Below are 15107 nucleotides of genomic sequence, written 5' to 3'. Positions count from 1 at the left end.
CATAGTAGATGACTTCAGTTCATTATAGAGTAGTGGTAACAATGTTTCTAAAATAAAACTATGATACTATGGAGGTTATCATCATGTTTATGTACGCAAACAAAACAGCTCTGATCACAGGGGCTTCATCAGGGATTGGCGAGGCCTTTGCCTATTCGCTCGCAGCTAAGAAATGTAATCTCATTTTGGTAGCACGCAATGAAACCAAATTAGAGACGCTGGCTAAAGAACTCTCAACTAAATATAACGTAAAAGCAACGGTGATTGCGATGGATCTTTCCACACCAGGAGCATCACAAGCATTGCATCAGGAGGTTCAAAAGCAACAGCTAAAGGTAGATCTCTTGATTAACAACGCCGGTTTTGCCACCTATGGATACTTTGAGCAGGTTTCAGGAGAACGACAGCATGAGGAAGTGATGCTCAATGTGGCTGCTTTAGTCGACATCACACATGCATTTATGCCTGATTTATTGCGTAAGCGGGATGGTGGATTAATCAATGTTTCTTCCACAGCTGCATTTCAGCCCGATCCTTATATGGCGGTGTATGGAGCAACCAAAGCATTTGTGCTTTCTTTTACTGAAGCGCTATGGGCCGAAAATCGGAAACGGGGGCTTAAAGTTCTGGCCCTTTGTCCAGGCTCAACAGAAACGCCTTTTTTTGATATTGTTGGCGCAAGTGAAGCGTCAGTTGGAATTAGGGAAACTCCCCAAACCGTTGTGAAGAACGCGTTGAGAGCATTTGAAAAGGGGCGTAGTCACATCATTTCCGGTCGCCAGAACTATTGGGTAGCTCAGGTGTCCCGGTTATTCTCTCGTCAATCCACGCTGGGAATTGTAGAACGTGCACTGCGTCCAAAAAATGGATTGTAATTTATGAATGAAGGTAATCTGGGCTTGAAATGTCAGGATTGCTAATCAATATGTTGTGAGTTTTATGCACCGGGTCTGATCGTTTCTAACTCGACTTGAATCAGACCCGGCGTTCCTATTTGTATAGATCAAGCACTTAGACCTTATTCAAGCCCTCGGGAATATAGTAAAATTCCATCCCGTTTCTCCCAGCCGTTAGCTGACCAGAAGTGTTGCCCCCCTGCGTTATGCTCCATTACAAACAGATGACATTTATCAATGCCTTCTCTCAGCAAAGCAGATAACGCCTTATCCACCAGTCTGGGCGCGATCCCTTGACCACGATGTGCTGTGGCTACACCCAGATGATACAAAAACCCCCTGCGAGAATCGTGACCCGCTAAAATCGTGCCTATAATGTTTCCGTTGTACTCACAGACAAAGCTAAGTCCTTCGTTCCGTTGTAAAAAGCGTGCAACCCGCTCCGGTGAGTCGGCCTCGCTTAATCCTAATCCGTCTAAGCCATTCCAAAGCTCAATAGCCTGATCATAATCGTCAGCCTGCATCGTACGGAATGTATATCCTTCAGTTACGTTTGCCATGTCTAGTTCTCCTCTAACCCTGTATATATCTGTTATATTCCAAGCGTTGTTTGTTATTTAACGTGTTGCTGTTTAACGGGTTGTATTCGGTGCGCTTTCTTCCCCAAGCTCCTGCTCGCGTTCTGCCTGTTTGCGATGGGCGATACGGCTGCTGGCCGAAGCTGCGATAGCGCCCACGATGTCGTCCAGGAACGTATGGATCGGCCCGAGGCTTTTATCATTCAGGCGTTCCAGCACACCGGGTTTGAGTTTATCAACATAACCGTAATTGGTAAATCCAATGCTGCCGTACACATTTACGATGGAGAAGGCCAGAATCTCATCCACTCCGTATAATCCCTCATCATTCTCAATCATGTCCTGCAATGGGGGAAGAAGGGCGCCCTGTTCGGCAAGGATATCGAGTTGGATGCCCGTGAGCACTGCATTTTGAACCTCGCGCTTCATCAGCACCTTGTCCACATTCTCAATACATTCTTCCATCGTTAGGGTCGGGTAATATTTTTTTTGTAAAAGCATGACCAGTTCTGCGATTTCAGTCAGGTGTACACCACGCTTGTGCAGCAACTCGCGGGTGGCATCGGCTACCTTTTTACTATTCAAGCTGTATGGTGCTTTTTTCTTGTCCATAAAGTTGAAATTCCCCTCCTCGTATAGATCCTGATTTCCACTGCAATTATGATCAGTGTGTCCAGTCTGCTGAAAAAGTAGTTATTTTTTACGCGAGGCTCGTATACATATTAGTACAATCTGTACAAAATTGTTAGGGAGGAACTTCACTTATGAATATAAAACACCCATGGCGTATGACCTCTGTAGCTGGACTGCTATCCCTACCCCTGTTGTTGTCAGGCTGCAGCCTTTTCGGCGACGAATCGGCATCTATTGACCCCCCGCCGTCCACGACAGAGCAGTCCATGATTAAGGCTGTAACGGGAAAAGCACCTGCCAGTACAGGGCAACTGAGGGCTGTTTTTTTGCAAGATCATAACGGTTTGCTGGCCCCGGTATCTTTACCGATTGCTACAGGTGATGTGCAGGCAGATGCCAAGTCAGCGCTGGAAACATTGGTTGAGGGCGGGCCATATGCTGGATTATTACCAGAGGGATTTAAAGGGGTAATACCCCAGGGTACAGAAGTAAAAAGTGTGACAGTGGACAAGAACAACAAGCTGGCTGTTGTCGAATTCAACAAATCTTTCACCAACTATAAGCCACAGGAAGAACGCCAATTAATGGAGAGCTTGACCTGGACCCTAACCGACCGTCCCGATATTGAGAGCGTACAGATCTGGGTGGATGGCAAAAAACTGAACGAAATGCCTGTTGGGGGCACACCGCTGGATCATCCATTGACGCGTGCAGTAGGTATTAATTTGGAAATTGGTCATGGCGTGACACCCCTGGATTCCAGTCCAGTCACTGTGTATTTCTCTTCCTCTTCTCCTGCTGGAGTTCAATACTATGTACCTGTAACACGGTTGGTTAGCCCTGAGAAAGATCGTGTCCAGTCAGCACTGCATCAATTGATTCAAGGGCCGCAGACCAAAGATGGGTTACAAGAAGTGATGACAGGGGAGACGGCGCTGAAATCGGTAGAACGCTCCAAAGACAACGTAATTACGGTATCTCTCTCAGATGATATGTTTGCTAAAGGAGAAGCTGTGCCTGCTGAATTTTTGGAATCGGTTGTGCTGACAGCGGCAGACAATTCAGATGATGCGGTCAAAACAAAAATTCGGATTGAACTGAATGGTGAAAAAAGCGTAATTGGACAAAATAATCAAAATTATGGAGAGCCTGTAGCCAAGCCGCAACATATTAACGAAATTCCTCTTTAAGGGCGGGAATCGTCCTTGGGGTGCTTTTGCCTGCACACTTTGGTAAAATAAACATATAAGAACAGGTTGCATACGACGTAGGAGGAAAAAGCATGAGTAGATCTAACGGACGAAACGGTGATGAGCTGCGCCCGATGAAATTGACAGCAGGAGTAAATAAATACGCGGAGGGCTCTGTTTTTATAGAGGTTGGCGAGACGAAAGTCATTTGCACGGCTACTGTAGAAGAACGTGTACCCCCCTTTATGAAGGGACAAGGAAAGGGCTGGGTGACCGCAGAGTATTCCATGCTTCCGCGTGCGACTCATAGCCGTAATCAGCGTGAAGCTGCTCGTGGCAAGCTGACAGGCCGCACCATGGAAATTCAGCGTCTGATTGGAAGAGCGTTGCGTTCGGTGGTCAATTTGCAGGCGCTTGGTGAACGGACGATTACGTTGGATTGTGACGTCATTCAGGCGGACGGCGGAACACGCACAACCTCAATTACCGGTTCTTTCGTAGCGTTGGCGATTGCGGTTAATAAAATTGCCACCCAGCACAAGCTGCCTGTTTTTCCAATTACCGATTTCCTGGCTTCCGTCAGCGTAGGGGTTGTTGGTGAAAAAGCGTTGCTGGATCTGAACTATGAAGAGGATTCCAAGGCCAAAGTAGACATGAATCTTGTCATGACTGGCAGCGGAAAATATGTTGAGCTGCAAGGTACAGGTGAAGAAAGCCCATTTGACCGTAACGAATTGGATCAACTGCTTAGCTTAGGCGAACAAGGGATTCTGCAAATGATTGAGCGCCAAAAAGAAGTGCTTGGACCGATTGCTGATAAGATCGGTGCTGGACGTACAGGAGCTGGCGCCTAATGCGGCTGGATGGCCCGATGGTCATTGTCGCTACGAAAAATAAAGGAAAGGTGCGGGAATTTGCGCATGCTTTTGCGCCGTTTGGCAAGGAAGTCAGAAGCATGTACGATTATCCCGACATTCCTGATGTCGTTGAAGATGGCAAAACCTTTGCCGAAAATGCACTGAAAAAAGCTAAAGCGGTTGGAGATGTGCTCGGATTGCCCGTACTGGCCGATGATTCCGGCCTCTGCGTGGACTTGCTGGACGGTGCACCGGGGGTATACTCTGCCCGTTATGCTGGAGAAGGTGCCAGCGATCACGAAAACAATATTAAGCTGCTCGACGTTCTAGAATCGAAGCAACTGGGTGATGATACGGGACAGCCTTTGCTAAGCCCGGCTCAATTCGTCTGTACCTTGATTCTGTATAATCCGCAGACTGGCGAGACGTTGGAATCGACAGGCTCCGTGGAGGGCTGGATTACTACTGAAACCGCCGGCAGCGGCGGGTTTGGGTATGATCCGCTGTTTTATTTGCCAGAGTTTGAAAAGACAATGGCCGAGCTGACGTTGGAACAAAAGCAGGCTATCAGTCACCGAGGGATAGCTCTGCGTGATTTGGCAACAAAGCTGGGTAATCCACAGGCATAGCATTGGTAACAGGGGCGAAATCATCCCCCATTCACATAACGAAAAAAAGGCTATCCGTCAGTCATAAGCTGCGGATAGCCTTTTTGGTACTTTCTGTTCCCCATATAGTACACAGCGAAAAATTGCCGCTGCCGCTTAGAAGCTCTATTGCTTCAGCATTCAGCGTAGCTTATCGAATAGCAACCTTGTAAGTGCGTAACCAGTTATCCACTTGAGCCAAGTAGGCGAACAACTGGGGACCCGACATCAGCTGACCAAACCAAGGCAGATTGGTGGATGCCTCCGGTGAGGCGGCAATATCACGTACCTTTTGCGCATCGATCAGTTTGAGCAGTGGGGAAGAGGAATCATCCAGCAGTTGCAGCGCCTGCTTTTTCACAGCCTCAAGATAGGAAGGGTTATGCGTTTTGGGATATGGGCTTTTTTTGCGATACAGCACATCATCCGGCAGTACGCCCTCCAGCGCCTTGCGCAAAATACCTTTTTCACGTCCGCCTGTCATCTTGATACTCCACGGAATGTTCCATACATATTGTACCAATCGATGATCGCAATACGGCACCCGCACTTCCAGTCCGGCCCCCATACTCATCCGATCCTTGCGATCCAGTAGAGTAGGCATAAAGCGGGTGATGTTCAAATAGGACATGACGCGCATTTGCGCAGCTTTTCCTGTTTCCCCTGGTAGCTTCGGCACTTCTCCTACCGCTTCTGAGTAGCGATCGTTCAAATACTCCAGCGGCTTGATCCAGTCCCGTACCTCAGGAGACAACAGACTGGCTCTCATATCGGGTGCAACTGCCCACGGGAATGTACCCGAATTCAGCATATCCTCCCGGTGGAACCAAGGATATCCGCCAAAAACTTCATCCGCAGCCTCGCCGGAAATAGCGACCGTAGCTCCTTTTTTAATCTCCCGGCAAAAGAGATATAGCGACGAATCCACGTCCGCCATTCCGGGTAAATCCCGCGTTAGTGTGGAGTTGTTCAGAGCTGCTACGACTTCTGGCGTATCGAATTCAATCCAGTGATGATTTGTCCCTAATTCATCCACCATCCGCTGAATCCAGGGGGCATCGGCTCCGGGTTGAAACGCATGGGCTTTAAAATGCTTGTCGTTATCCACATAATCGACCGAATACGTATGAACTTGTCCCTGCCCGGTACGTTTGTAATAATCGACAGCTAATGCGGATAGAGCGCTTGAATCCAGCCCGCCAGACAATAAGGTGCACACTGGAACATCCGAAATGAGCTGCCGCTCCACCGTATCCAGCAACAGTTCTCGTACCTTAAGTGCCGTTTCTTCGGTATTATCCTCATGCGCAATGCTTTCCAGTGTCCAGTAGGCTTGGATGCGCACGCCGTCGCGGCTGTAGGTTAACGTATGCCCGGGGCGTAGCTCCTTCATGGACGAATAGACGCCGTGTCCGGGGGTACGTGCAGGCCCGATGATAAAAATTTCGGCCAATCCCTCGGCGTCCACTGCTGCCTCTACCGCTGGATGCTGGAGCAGTGCTTTGGGTTCTGAGCCAAATACGAATACTTCTTCGGTTTGGCTATAAAATAGCGGCTTCACTCCCAGCCGATCTCGTGCCAGAAATACCTGCTCCCGCTCGCTATCCCAGACCGCAAACGCAAAAATGCCGTTTAACCGATCCACACATTCAGGGCCCCATTCGATATAGGATTCGAGCAGCACCTCCGTGTCGCATTGTGTACGGAAAAAATGCCCGCGCTGTTGCAGCTCTTTTTTCAGCTCAGGCGCGTTATATATTTCCCCGTTATATACAATCGTATAAGTGATATCCTCCAACTGCCGGATCATGGGCTGAGCACCATTTTCCGGGTCCATAACGCTCAATCTTCGGTGTCCGAAGGCACACGGGTTGGATATCCAGGTACCCGCAGCATCCGGTCCGCGATCGGAGAGCGTTTGTGTCATATTCAGCAGCAGCTCAGATTGATGCATTAAGTCTCCGTTCCACTGTATGAAACCTGTAATTCCGCACATGTCTGTTCATCCTCTCTTTGTCGTGTTCATCCAGTGTTGGAATGAATCAAAAACTAAATCCCCAGTTCATCAGTATATATGCCGAAAAGAAGCATAAAATGTCTGTCCGTTCCGAAAACTACAGATGGGGCAACCCGTCTACTCGCAAGGAAGGAGGGAGACCATGTACTACATCAAGGATGCCAAAATACGCCGCTTCACTGAACTTGACGGAGTGCGCTGCGCTGAGGTAGAGGTGCGGCCCGGTGCCGCAGATGACCCGGAACTGCTGGTCTATATCACGGCCAAGGATCAGACGGATGGTCAGCATGACTATGACATGGTACGAATCATCCGCAATGACGCCGATCTGGAGCTGGATTGGTACGACAATAATCTGCATTCGGCATTTGAGGAAGTGACAGACAAGGCTTTTACCGACTCTACACACATTACTGCTGGTGAGGAGCGAGAGAAGTTTAAAAAAGAATTGCTCTCCTATGGGCAGCTCAGCACAGAGTTCGCCAAGGAGTTCGGGGCATGAGGATATGGTGTGCTATGCCTCGGCTTTTGTTGATTTGGGCCCCGGCGCCATCGCCGGATCAGCGTGAAAGGAGGGGGAAATCATAGACGGCAAAGCGAATTATAAGAAAAACAAAGGCAGCAGTTATATTCATAACAATGAGTTCGCGGAAGAAGTGCTGGAGAAAAACGTAAGACATGAAGTACGGAGAAGTCCTAAACGCTTTGGGAATAAATAAGCAGCCATTGAACCAAATAGCAACAGCAACTCATCAAAAATGACCCTAAAGAAGCCTCCGTATCCCGCCAAATTAGCGGTATGTAGGAGGCTTCTTTTTGAACTAAGCCGCTTCACGCAACGTCATAATCCCTTTGTAGATGTTATAAACAAAAACCCCGAGATAGACCACTACGAATAGCAGTACAAAACCGATCACTGAACCTGCATGATTCGCAGTAATAATAAAATACACGAGCGGAATTGCCGCAATAATGGGGAAAATATGCGATAAAATAGCTTTTTTTGCATGTCCCTGAACATATTCGTCCCGTACTGCAATCCACACAATGACAGGCACTAGGAAAGGTGCGAAGAAAATGCTGAAATAACAAAGTGACGACAAAAGACCTCTCACAGATTAACCCCTCCTTTATGCATGGTTCTTTGTACATAATACCCCGTTAGCGTCCAAATGATTCCTTTTGCAGCCCACTTCCCTACATCATGAAAAAATGCTTTTGACAGTTGCTCGAAATGTGATATAATAATTAATGCGCTGAATACATAAGGTTTTATTGATCACCATCTTGTCCCAGTAGCTCAGCTGGATAGAGCAACGGCCTTCTAAGCCGTCGGTCGGGGGTTCGAATCCCTCCTGGGACGTCGAAGCGTTCAGATATGTAAAGTTTGAACGAAATTAAAAATGCTTCAAACCCTTGATATATAAGGGTTTGGGGCGTTTTTTCTTTTATTGGGGTTACGATAGAAAACGTTAGAAAAAGTTGTGATTAATACACCTGTTTACTCAAATTATACACACGATTTTTACACGCTATATAAATGTTCAAAAATGTCTGTTGTTTTGAATCCTGTTCACGTAGCTCTTTCATAAGGTGGGCATATGTAGAGGTAGTGATATCTAATGAGGCGTGACCAAGCCGCTCCGAAACATACAGTAAACTAATACCTTTATATAGTAGCACGCCTGTTGAATAACCACAAAATGGTAGAAAAAAGATCGTCTTTTCTGTAGAATCGTTGGTACCATCCAAACGAATCCGAAAGAAGACGATCTCATGAAAAATTCTATCACGATTACATCTATCCTTCAATCCATGCTGACTCCTGAAGAAGTTCAAAGGGTTGTGAAGTTAATAGGTTATGAAGACAAAGCCCGCAAGTTTACGGTGTACCATTTACTCCAATACTGGTGCATGGCTGCGTTGGAACAATGGGGTAGCTATCGATCCAGCGTAGATTATGCGGCTCTCTGTGGCTTGCCCGTCGTCCACTACTCACGCTTTTCAACCAAAGCCGCCGAAGTCCCGTTTTCCGTATTTAAGGAACTTTTCCATCTACTCGCTTTACGATCAGAAAATGGGCAACCCCTTCAGGTGGTCGAAACGCTGGGCTCCAAGCATGATGGCCCCATGAGTGAAGCGTTGGCTCAACCGGACTACATTTTGGTGATGGACCGTGCTTATGGGAAACTGGAGCGTCTGGATCACTTCAAAACCCATGGACAATCGTTTGTCATTCGGCTTCGCGACAACGTCCATTTGGAAAAGCCTCATGCGCTACGTCGCCTTACGAAGCCAGATTCATCCGTCATTCGGGATATCACTTGCCAGTTGGGAACCCCTCAGTGTCGTTCCAGACAACGTCATCGTGTGGTGATGTTTCGGGATTTTGAAGGTCGGGAAATTCGGGTGGTTACCGATTTAATGCAGGTGACCGCAGAACAAATCGCACAGATCTATAAGGCTCGATGGCAGATTGAAGTCTTCTTTCGTTGGATCAAGCAACATTTGAATATTCCAACGCTGTTTGGTACGACTGAAAATGCGGTCTATGGGCAATTATTCTGTGCTCTAATCGTCTATGTCCTGCTCAATTGGCTATTTGTTGCTGCTCAGACTTCATGGCCCCAACATGCCGTTCTTTCCTTTGCGCGATTTTCTCGTCTATTTCTTCTTCAAAACTACCTGTTGAATGGCTGATTCAGATTCGGCGCGTTCTTCTTCAGTGCACCTCTTGTTTCATGAATTGAGTTACTTATTTTGGTTATTCAACAGGCGTGGCAGAATCTAAAAGTATCTATAATCATAAAAGATTTATTCCACTTTTAGATAAGGATTGAGAAGACCATTTCAGCTAACTGCGGCTTTAGTTTAATAACAACTTCCATAAAAGAGCGCGATTCTATAATAAGGATCAGTTCGTTTTCATTAAAGGGCCATATTATATCTTTTAATTTAAGTGAAACTGCCTAAAAAGTATGTTAATATCGGATTTAACAGACAGACAAATTAGTATTTATAGAGGCGAAATTATGAAAAAATATAGAATATATCAAGTAGACTCATTTACAAAAAATAGATTTCATGGTAACCCTGCTGGGGTTGTTCCAAATGCAAATGGACTTACAGATGAGCAGATGCAGAGAATTGCAAGAGAATTAAATAATTCGGAAACTGCATTTATTTTTGAAACAGATTCTTCAAATTATGATGTTGAAGTAAGATTTTTTACTCCAACAACAGAGGTTCCAATTTGTGGTCATGCAACAGTAGCAGCGCATTATATTTATGCAATTGAGAGAAAAGCTGAAACTGGAAGAATTATTCAAAAAACAAAAGCAGGTATATTGCCTGTTGATGTTATAAAGTATGAAGATGACTATTCTATTGTAATGACACAGGGAGAACCTTCTGTATCAGAGCCTTTAAATGATGAAATAAGAAGTCAGATTGCAAATGCGTTAGGTATTTCTTGTAAAGATATTTGCATGGAATATCCAGTTGCAATATCTTCAACAGGTCATTCTAAGGTAATGGTTCCGATTTACTCCAATGAAATACTACATAGTTTAAAACCTGATTTGCAGAAGCTTACAGAAATCAGCAAGCATATTGGATGTAATGGATATTATGTTTTTACATTAAATCCACAAGAGGATATATTGGTTCACGGAAGAATGTTTGCTCCTGCAATTGGAATAGCTGAAGACCCGGTGACAGGAAATGCAAACGGACCGCTTGGAGCCTATTTGGTACACTATAACATTTTGCAAAATGAGAATGAGCAGTCTTTTGATTTTGATATTTTACAAGGTGAGGCAATCAAAAGAGAGGGAACAATGCATGTTCATGTGAAAAAGGAACAGGGAAAACCCGTATTAGTTCAAATTACGGGGAAAGCGGTTATTGCTTTTTCAACGGAGATCATACTTTAAAAAAGTCTAACAAATTTATCAATAAGCTTAATGACGGATTGTCAAGCCAAGTACAAACCCAATAACACCAACGTCCCAGCAAGTACTCCTGGGACGTATAGCAAAAAGCTTCCTACATGGAGGAAGCTTTTTTGTGTTTTAGCAGGATGATTGATTCTAGCTTTATACCGTCGCCTTCTCCTTATGAGCAAAGAATTGAGGTAGATGCTCTTTGTGTGCTTCTAGCAATTCATCCAGCACGGTTTGAGCAATGTCCCCGCTTGGTACGAGCGGATTCAGGGTGAAGGCTTGCAGTGCTGTTGCATAGTCACCGGTGACCGCCGCTTCAATCGTCAGCTCTTCCATTGCCTTCATTACTTGCAGCAAGCCTCGCTGTGCAGGTGGGAATTTACCAAAGTTGACAGGTTCGGCACCATGGGCGCGAATAACACTGGTTACTTCGATGGCACTATCATAAGGAACATCATCAATCGCACCATTGTTGCGTGTACTAACGACCATCAATGTGCCTTTGTTGTTATAAATGGAATTAATGATCTCACAGGCTGCATCGCTGTAATGCGCACCACCGCGTTTGGATAGTTCCTCTGGTTTGTAATCCAGATTCGGATCTTTATACAGTTCGAACAGACTTTCTTCCAGACGTTTGACCACTTGGCCCCGAGTTCCTTCGTTTTTGGCTTCCTCTAATTCTTCCTTGAGCATATTATCCGTCATATAGTAATACCGATGGTAAGGACAAGGCAGCATTTTCAATTGACGAACTTGATCATACAGGAAGCGCATGTTCTTAATATTTTCAACGACTTTCTCTGGCTTTGCACCCGGAGCGTACAGTCCTTCAATAACTTGCTCTGTTAATTCGGCCCCTGTTTTGTCATAAACTTTGTGCCAATGAAGGTGGTTAATCCCTGCAAATTTAAAGAACAGCTCTTCTTCCGGTTTGTCCAGCACAGCTGATGCACTCTTGATCGCGCCGATTGGAACATTACATAATCCGATGACTTTATCCCACTGACCATAACGAAGCACGGCTTCGGTGACCATACCCGCAGGGTTGGTAAAATTAATCAACCATGCATTCGGACATAGTTCTTTCATATCTTCGACGATACTGAGGATAACGGGTATGGTGCGAAACGCTTTGAACATTCCTCCGGCCCCATTGGTCTCCTGACCGATCATGCCATGTTTTAACGGAATACTTTCATCCTTAATCCGGGCTTCCAGCAAGCCTACCCGAAATTGGGTCGTTACAAAATCGGCGTCCTTCAACGCTTCCCGACGATCCAGCGTCAAATGTACCTCACAATCAATGCCTGCGGCCTTCACCATCCGTTTGGCCATAGCACCTACGATCTCCAGTTTTTCACGTCCTGCCTCAATATCTACCAGCCACAATTCCCGAATGGGAAGCTCTGCATAACGTTTGATGAAGCCTTCTACTAGTTCTGGTGTATAGCTGGAGCCTCCGCCAATGGTTGCAATCTTTATGCCTTTTTTCATAGTTAGTGCCTCCTAAGTATGTTTTGTAAACCGCTTTCTTAAGCACAAATTCACTGTAATCCCTGTAATGCATTACAGGTCAAGCGCTTTTAAAAAACTTATTTTGGGAAGGTGATAATTATAGGGCGGACACTACGAACATGCTAAACACGAACATGCTAAAATAGAAAGAACGAGGTGAGAAAAATGGCGAATATTCATGAAATTGCAAAGCTGGCGGGGGTATCCTCGGCTACGGTGTCCCGTGTCATTAACAACCATCCGTACGTGAGTGAACCCACAAGGCAGCGTGTGCAGGAGGTCATAGATCGGCTGGATTATGTTCCCAATTTAAATGCGGTATCTTTAAAAAAGGGCATGACCAAGCTCATAGGGATTATTTCACTTTCTTTTAATGATTCATTGGGTTTATTTGTGCGTGGATTTACAATGTATGCCCAGGAGCATGGCTTTAATATAGCGCTGTTTATTACGAATGGGGAGAAAGGCCGAGAACTTGAAGCGCTGGAAATGTTGCGGAGAAAGCAACTGGACGCCTTGGTCTGCATGATTCGCGTCAATGAGTGGAGTGTGATTGAGCATTATACAAAATATGGTCCGATTGTGACCTGGCAGCGTGTAAACATTGAGGCAATCCCGTCTGTATTTATGGATCAGTATCAGGGCTATACGCTGGCATTGGAACATTTGTACGCTCGAGGATATCGGAAAATTGTGAATGTGTACGGCAGCATGCGGGGGTTGAATACAAAAGAACGCATTCGAGCTTATCATGACTTTTGCGAAAAATATGATTTGGACGCTGAGGCCTTCCCGCATTTTTATGATTTAAATTCAATAGCAGCTGGTGAACAAATAGCTCATTGGTGGGCAGAACGAGCACAAACTGACAGGCCGGACGCCTTTGCCTGTTCTACCGATTATTTGGCAGCAGGTCTTTTGACTGAAGCGCGTAGGCTAGGTGTTTCTGTACCGAGTGATTTTGCAGTAGTAGGCTTTGATAACACCGAAATCTCGCATTTGCTTGATTTAACTACGATTCATTACCCGATAGACAAGCAAGCTGAGAACGCGTTCATTATGATTCGAAATGCCCTCGAAGGGCTGGAAGAAACGATACATCATCTGGAATTCAAATTAGTAGAGCGAGCGACCACCTGATTCCAAAAGGGTTTGTTCTTCTATTCATTGTTACAAATATTTAAATGCTAATGAATCTATATGGTATGTTTACTTTTTTTAAAGGGTAATAATAATGTGGATATTGACTAAAAGTTTCGTTGACGTATGTTAAAATTTGGACAATAATCTGAGATGGGATTATAAAAAATTTTTTTTTATGTGAAGGGTGGTTATGACTTGGGACATACACCTACGATCTTAGCTAAGTTTGAGGATTTTTTAAAACAAAATAACTTGACTTTGGCACAATTTGCGGAGCATTCAGGTGTGCATCAAAGAACACTTAATAACTGGATTGCTAAGCATCGTCCTGTTGCTATACATCAGCTGGATCGAATCACGCTGGCGATGAGATTACCGGAAGGTTTTTTTTACGAACTATACATAGATAATTATATCATTGAGCGTTCCCCAGATTGGCGGCGAATTGAGCCGTTGTTATTTCGCTGTGCGGAACTGGATAAGTTACATGCGATCCAGCTTGTAGTGGCCCATATCATGGACAACCTCCTTTATTCCCCGAAGCTATTCGATGCGGCAGAAAAGTTATTCGCACAAGGTCAGCATAATGCTGCTTTGTTACTCTATGAGGGGATTGCAGAAGGCGAGAAGTACCAGCACTCTGAACGCTTAGCTATCTGTCAGTATCGTCTATTTACCATTCATGTGGGGGACGATCAGATGCGAAATCTCAAGGCAGCTACACGATTTGAACCCTTTGTCGAACGTCTGGATGAAATAGACCAACTTGATGCGTTGAAGGATCTAGCGAATGTGTATCGTTCATTGCACGAGTGGGATATGCTTTATGAAACAGCTCAAAAAATGAGATATAAAGCGGAAATTTGTTATTCTATGAAACAACGACAGAAGAAGCAAAAGAGCGAGGAGTCTTATATGAGGCTAAGTCGTCCCATGTTTGTGTACATTACCTATGCTGATTTACTGTGTGCCAGTGTCTGTGAAGCCCAAGGCAATTATCAGCAAGCTTTGCAGTTTACATACGCCTACGCAGATTTAGATTGGGTGATTGAGACAGACGAGGAAACCCGACACTGGATCAACTTGTTTGAGCATTGGGCAGTAGGTAATGTCTTTGTAAATAAACTTCTGTCTGGAGATACCAGTGTGCTTCCAGATTATGTTGAATATATTGTAGCCACATCAATTACTAACGAAGATGAAAAGCTCTCAAAGCTGTTGAACATTATAATAGCGGCTAACCGATATGCAATAGATGTTGATGATGTACTCTCACGTTTTGAAGTGGAGTTTAATTCTTTTGATCCAGCATCTACTGATATGTACACACATCAAGTCGTACCAGAACACATAACGCTCTTCAAATATGAACTTGCTAAATATTACTTGAATAGAGGTAGCTACTCGCATGGTTTTAAATACTTGCTAGACATTTTATCTAAATCATTAACCATTAATAAAGAAGCTTTTTTCATTAGGTGCATAAGATTATTTGAACAGTTTAAAACGTTTGCGGACGTTAAGGCTCATGTGAAGTACGAAAGTTTAGTGAGTGAAGGGCAAAGAGAAAGATCGTTTTATTATTAGTAGTAATATCCTTTACGAATAAAAAAGAGCCTCTGCTCCACTTTATTAGTGGAAACGGAGGTTTTTTGCATAGATTTAGGAACGCCCTTATTTACGA

General features: G+C 44.9%; 14 protein-coding genes and 1 tRNA gene. 10 read left to right on the top strand and 5 right to left on the bottom strand.

All coding sequences use genetic code 11. The features are described 5' to 3' along the window. The first annotated feature begins 83 nt into the window (after nt 1-83). Nucleotides 84-875: an SDR family NAD(P)-dependent oxidoreductase gene (locus tag ACYCSE_RS03245; RefSeq protein ID WP_459701346.1), complete on the top strand. Its 792-nt coding sequence runs from the start codon at nt 84-86 to the stop codon at nt 873-875. 143 nt (nt 876-1018) lie between these two features. Here the strand turns inward: ACYCSE_RS03245 and ACYCSE_RS03240 are convergent, their stop codons facing one another. Then, the gene (locus ACYCSE_RS03240) at nt 1019-1456 is read right to left on the bottom strand and encodes a GNAT family N-acetyltransferase (protein ID WP_459701345.1); all 438 of its coding nucleotides are present in this window, start codon (nt 1454-1456) and stop codon (nt 1019-1021) included. Between the two features lie 72 nt (nt 1457-1528). Further along, complete coding sequence (locus ACYCSE_RS03235) at nt 1529-2086, bottom strand: phosphatidylglycerophosphatase A family protein (RefSeq protein WP_039272599.1); 558 nt, start codon at nt 2084-2086, stop codon at nt 1529-1531. A 152-nt stretch (nt 2087-2238) separates the two neighbouring features. Between ACYCSE_RS03235 and ACYCSE_RS03230 the strand changes: the two genes are divergently transcribed. From ACYCSE_RS03230 to ACYCSE_RS03220, 3 genes are all read left to right on the top strand, one after another. Then, a complete protein-coding gene (locus tag ACYCSE_RS03230) occupies nt 2239-3297 on the top strand; it encodes a GerMN domain-containing protein (protein WP_039272598.1) in 1059 nt (352 codons plus the stop codon). A gap of 92 nt (nt 3298-3389) precedes the next feature. Then, complete coding sequence (rph, locus tag ACYCSE_RS03225; RefSeq protein WP_013311675.1) at nt 3390-4151, top strand: ribonuclease PH; 762 nt, start codon at nt 3390-3392, stop codon at nt 4149-4151. Next, nucleotides 4151-4783, top strand: a complete 633-nt coding sequence (locus tag ACYCSE_RS03220; protein WP_459701341.1) for an XTP/dITP diphosphatase — start codon at nt 4151-4153, stop codon at nt 4781-4783. Before rph ends, ACYCSE_RS03220 begins: the two co-directional genes overlap by 1 nt. A 169-nt stretch (nt 4784-4952) precedes the next feature. On the opposite strand, the gene asnB is transcribed toward ACYCSE_RS03220, so the two are convergent. Next, nucleotides 4953-6797 (bottom strand): asparagine synthase (glutamine-hydrolyzing), encoded by a 1845-nt coding sequence (gene asnB / locus ACYCSE_RS03215; protein WP_029518362.1) that lies wholly within the window; start codon nt 6795-6797, stop codon nt 4953-4955. A 163-nt stretch (nt 6798-6960) separates the two neighbouring features. Here asnB and ACYCSE_RS03210 point away from each other — a divergent pair, with 163 nt between their 5' ends. Next, nucleotides 6961-7320, top strand: coding sequence for a hypothetical protein (locus ACYCSE_RS03210; protein WP_013311672.1), 360 nt, complete (start codon nt 6961-6963; stop codon nt 7318-7320). A 319-nt stretch (nt 7321-7639) separates the two neighbouring features. Here ACYCSE_RS03210 and ACYCSE_RS03205 read toward each other — a convergent pair whose 3' ends face one another. Then, a complete protein-coding gene (locus ACYCSE_RS03205) occupies nt 7640-7933 on the bottom strand; it encodes a DUF4870 domain-containing protein (RefSeq protein WP_016324668.1) in 294 nt (97 codons plus the stop codon). A gap of 174 nt (nt 7934-8107) precedes the next feature. Between ACYCSE_RS03205 and ACYCSE_RS03200 the strand changes: the two genes are divergently transcribed. The 3 genes from ACYCSE_RS03200 (at nt 8108) to ACYCSE_RS03190 (ending at nt 10753) form a co-directional block, all read left to right on the top strand. Continuing rightward, a tRNA-Arg gene (locus ACYCSE_RS03200) sits at nt 8108-8181 on the top strand. Between the two features lie 413 nt (nt 8182-8594). Next, complete coding sequence (locus ACYCSE_RS03195; protein WP_322173002.1) at nt 8595-9518, top strand: IS4 family transposase; 924 nt, start codon at nt 8595-8597, stop codon at nt 9516-9518. Between the two features lie 332 nt (nt 9519-9850). Then, the gene (locus tag ACYCSE_RS03190) at nt 9851-10753 is read left to right on the top strand and encodes a PhzF family isomerase (RefSeq protein WP_069290241.1); all 903 of its coding nucleotides are present in this window, start codon (nt 9851-9853) and stop codon (nt 10751-10753) included. Nucleotides 10754-10915: 162 nt separating this feature from the next. Here ACYCSE_RS03190 and ACYCSE_RS03185 read toward each other — a convergent pair whose 3' ends face one another. Then, complete coding sequence (locus ACYCSE_RS03185) at nt 10916-12259, bottom strand: 6-phospho-beta-glucosidase (RefSeq protein ID WP_013311670.1); 1344 nt, start codon at nt 12257-12259, stop codon at nt 10916-10918. Nucleotides 12260-12445: 186 nt separating this feature from the next. On the opposite strand from ACYCSE_RS03185, the gene ACYCSE_RS03180 reads away from it, so the two are divergent. Both ACYCSE_RS03180 and ACYCSE_RS03175 read left to right on the top strand, forming a co-directional pair. Beyond that, nucleotides 12446-13420, top strand: a complete 975-nt coding sequence (locus tag ACYCSE_RS03180) for a LacI family DNA-binding transcriptional regulator (protein WP_442434751.1) — start codon at nt 12446-12448, stop codon at nt 13418-13420. A gap of 198 nt (nt 13421-13618) precedes the next feature. Continuing rightward, nucleotides 13619-15010 (top strand): helix-turn-helix domain-containing protein, encoded by a 1392-nt coding sequence (locus tag ACYCSE_RS03175; RefSeq protein ID WP_322158186.1) that lies wholly within the window; start codon nt 13619-13621, stop codon nt 15008-15010. Nucleotides 15011-15107 lie beyond the last annotated feature (97 nt).

The sequence above is a fragment of the Paenibacillus sp. SEL1 genome (assembly GCF_054602535.1).
The sequence above is the reverse complement of the archived record's forward strand: the minus strand, read 5'-3'. Positions and strand labels throughout refer to the sequence as shown.

Bases quoted from the DNA above. Each gene is read 5' to 3' on its own strand.
- ACYCSE_RS03245 (WP_459701346.1), top strand. From the start codon at position 84: ATGTTTATGTACGCAAACAAAACAGCTCTGATCACAGGGGCTTCATCA.
- ACYCSE_RS03240 (WP_459701345.1), bottom strand. From the start codon at position 1,456: ATGGCAAACGTAACTGAAGGATATACATTCCGTACGATGCAGGCTGAC.
- ACYCSE_RS03235 (WP_039272599.1), bottom strand. From the start codon at position 2,086: ATGGACAAGAAAAAAGCACCATACAGCTTGAATAGTAAAAAGGTAGCC.
- ACYCSE_RS03230 (WP_039272598.1), top strand. From the start codon at position 2,239: ATGAATATAAAACACCCATGGCGTATGACCTCTGTAGCTGGACTGCTA.
- rph (WP_013311675.1), top strand. From the start codon at position 3,390: ATGAGTAGATCTAACGGACGAAACGGTGATGAGCTGCGCCCGATGAAA.
- ACYCSE_RS03220 (WP_459701341.1), top strand. From the start codon at position 4,151: ATGCGGCTGGATGGCCCGATGGTCATTGTCGCTACGAAAAATAAAGGA.
- asnB (WP_029518362.1), bottom strand. From the start codon at position 6,797: ATGTGCGGAATTACAGGTTTCATACAGTGGAACGGAGACTTAATGCAT.
- ACYCSE_RS03210 (WP_013311672.1), top strand. From the start codon at position 6,961: ATGTACTACATCAAGGATGCCAAAATACGCCGCTTCACTGAACTTGAC.
- ACYCSE_RS03195 (WP_322173002.1), top strand. From the start codon at position 8,595: ATGAAAAATTCTATCACGATTACATCTATCCTTCAATCCATGCTGACT.
- ACYCSE_RS03190 (WP_069290241.1), top strand. From the start codon at position 9,851: ATGAAAAAATATAGAATATATCAAGTAGACTCATTTACAAAAAATAGA.
- ACYCSE_RS03185 (WP_013311670.1), bottom strand. From the start codon at position 12,259: ATGAAAAAAGGCATAAAGATTGCAACCATTGGCGGAGGCTCCAGCTAT.
- ACYCSE_RS03180 (WP_442434751.1), top strand. From the start codon at position 12,446: ATGGCGAATATTCATGAAATTGCAAAGCTGGCGGGGGTATCCTCGGCT.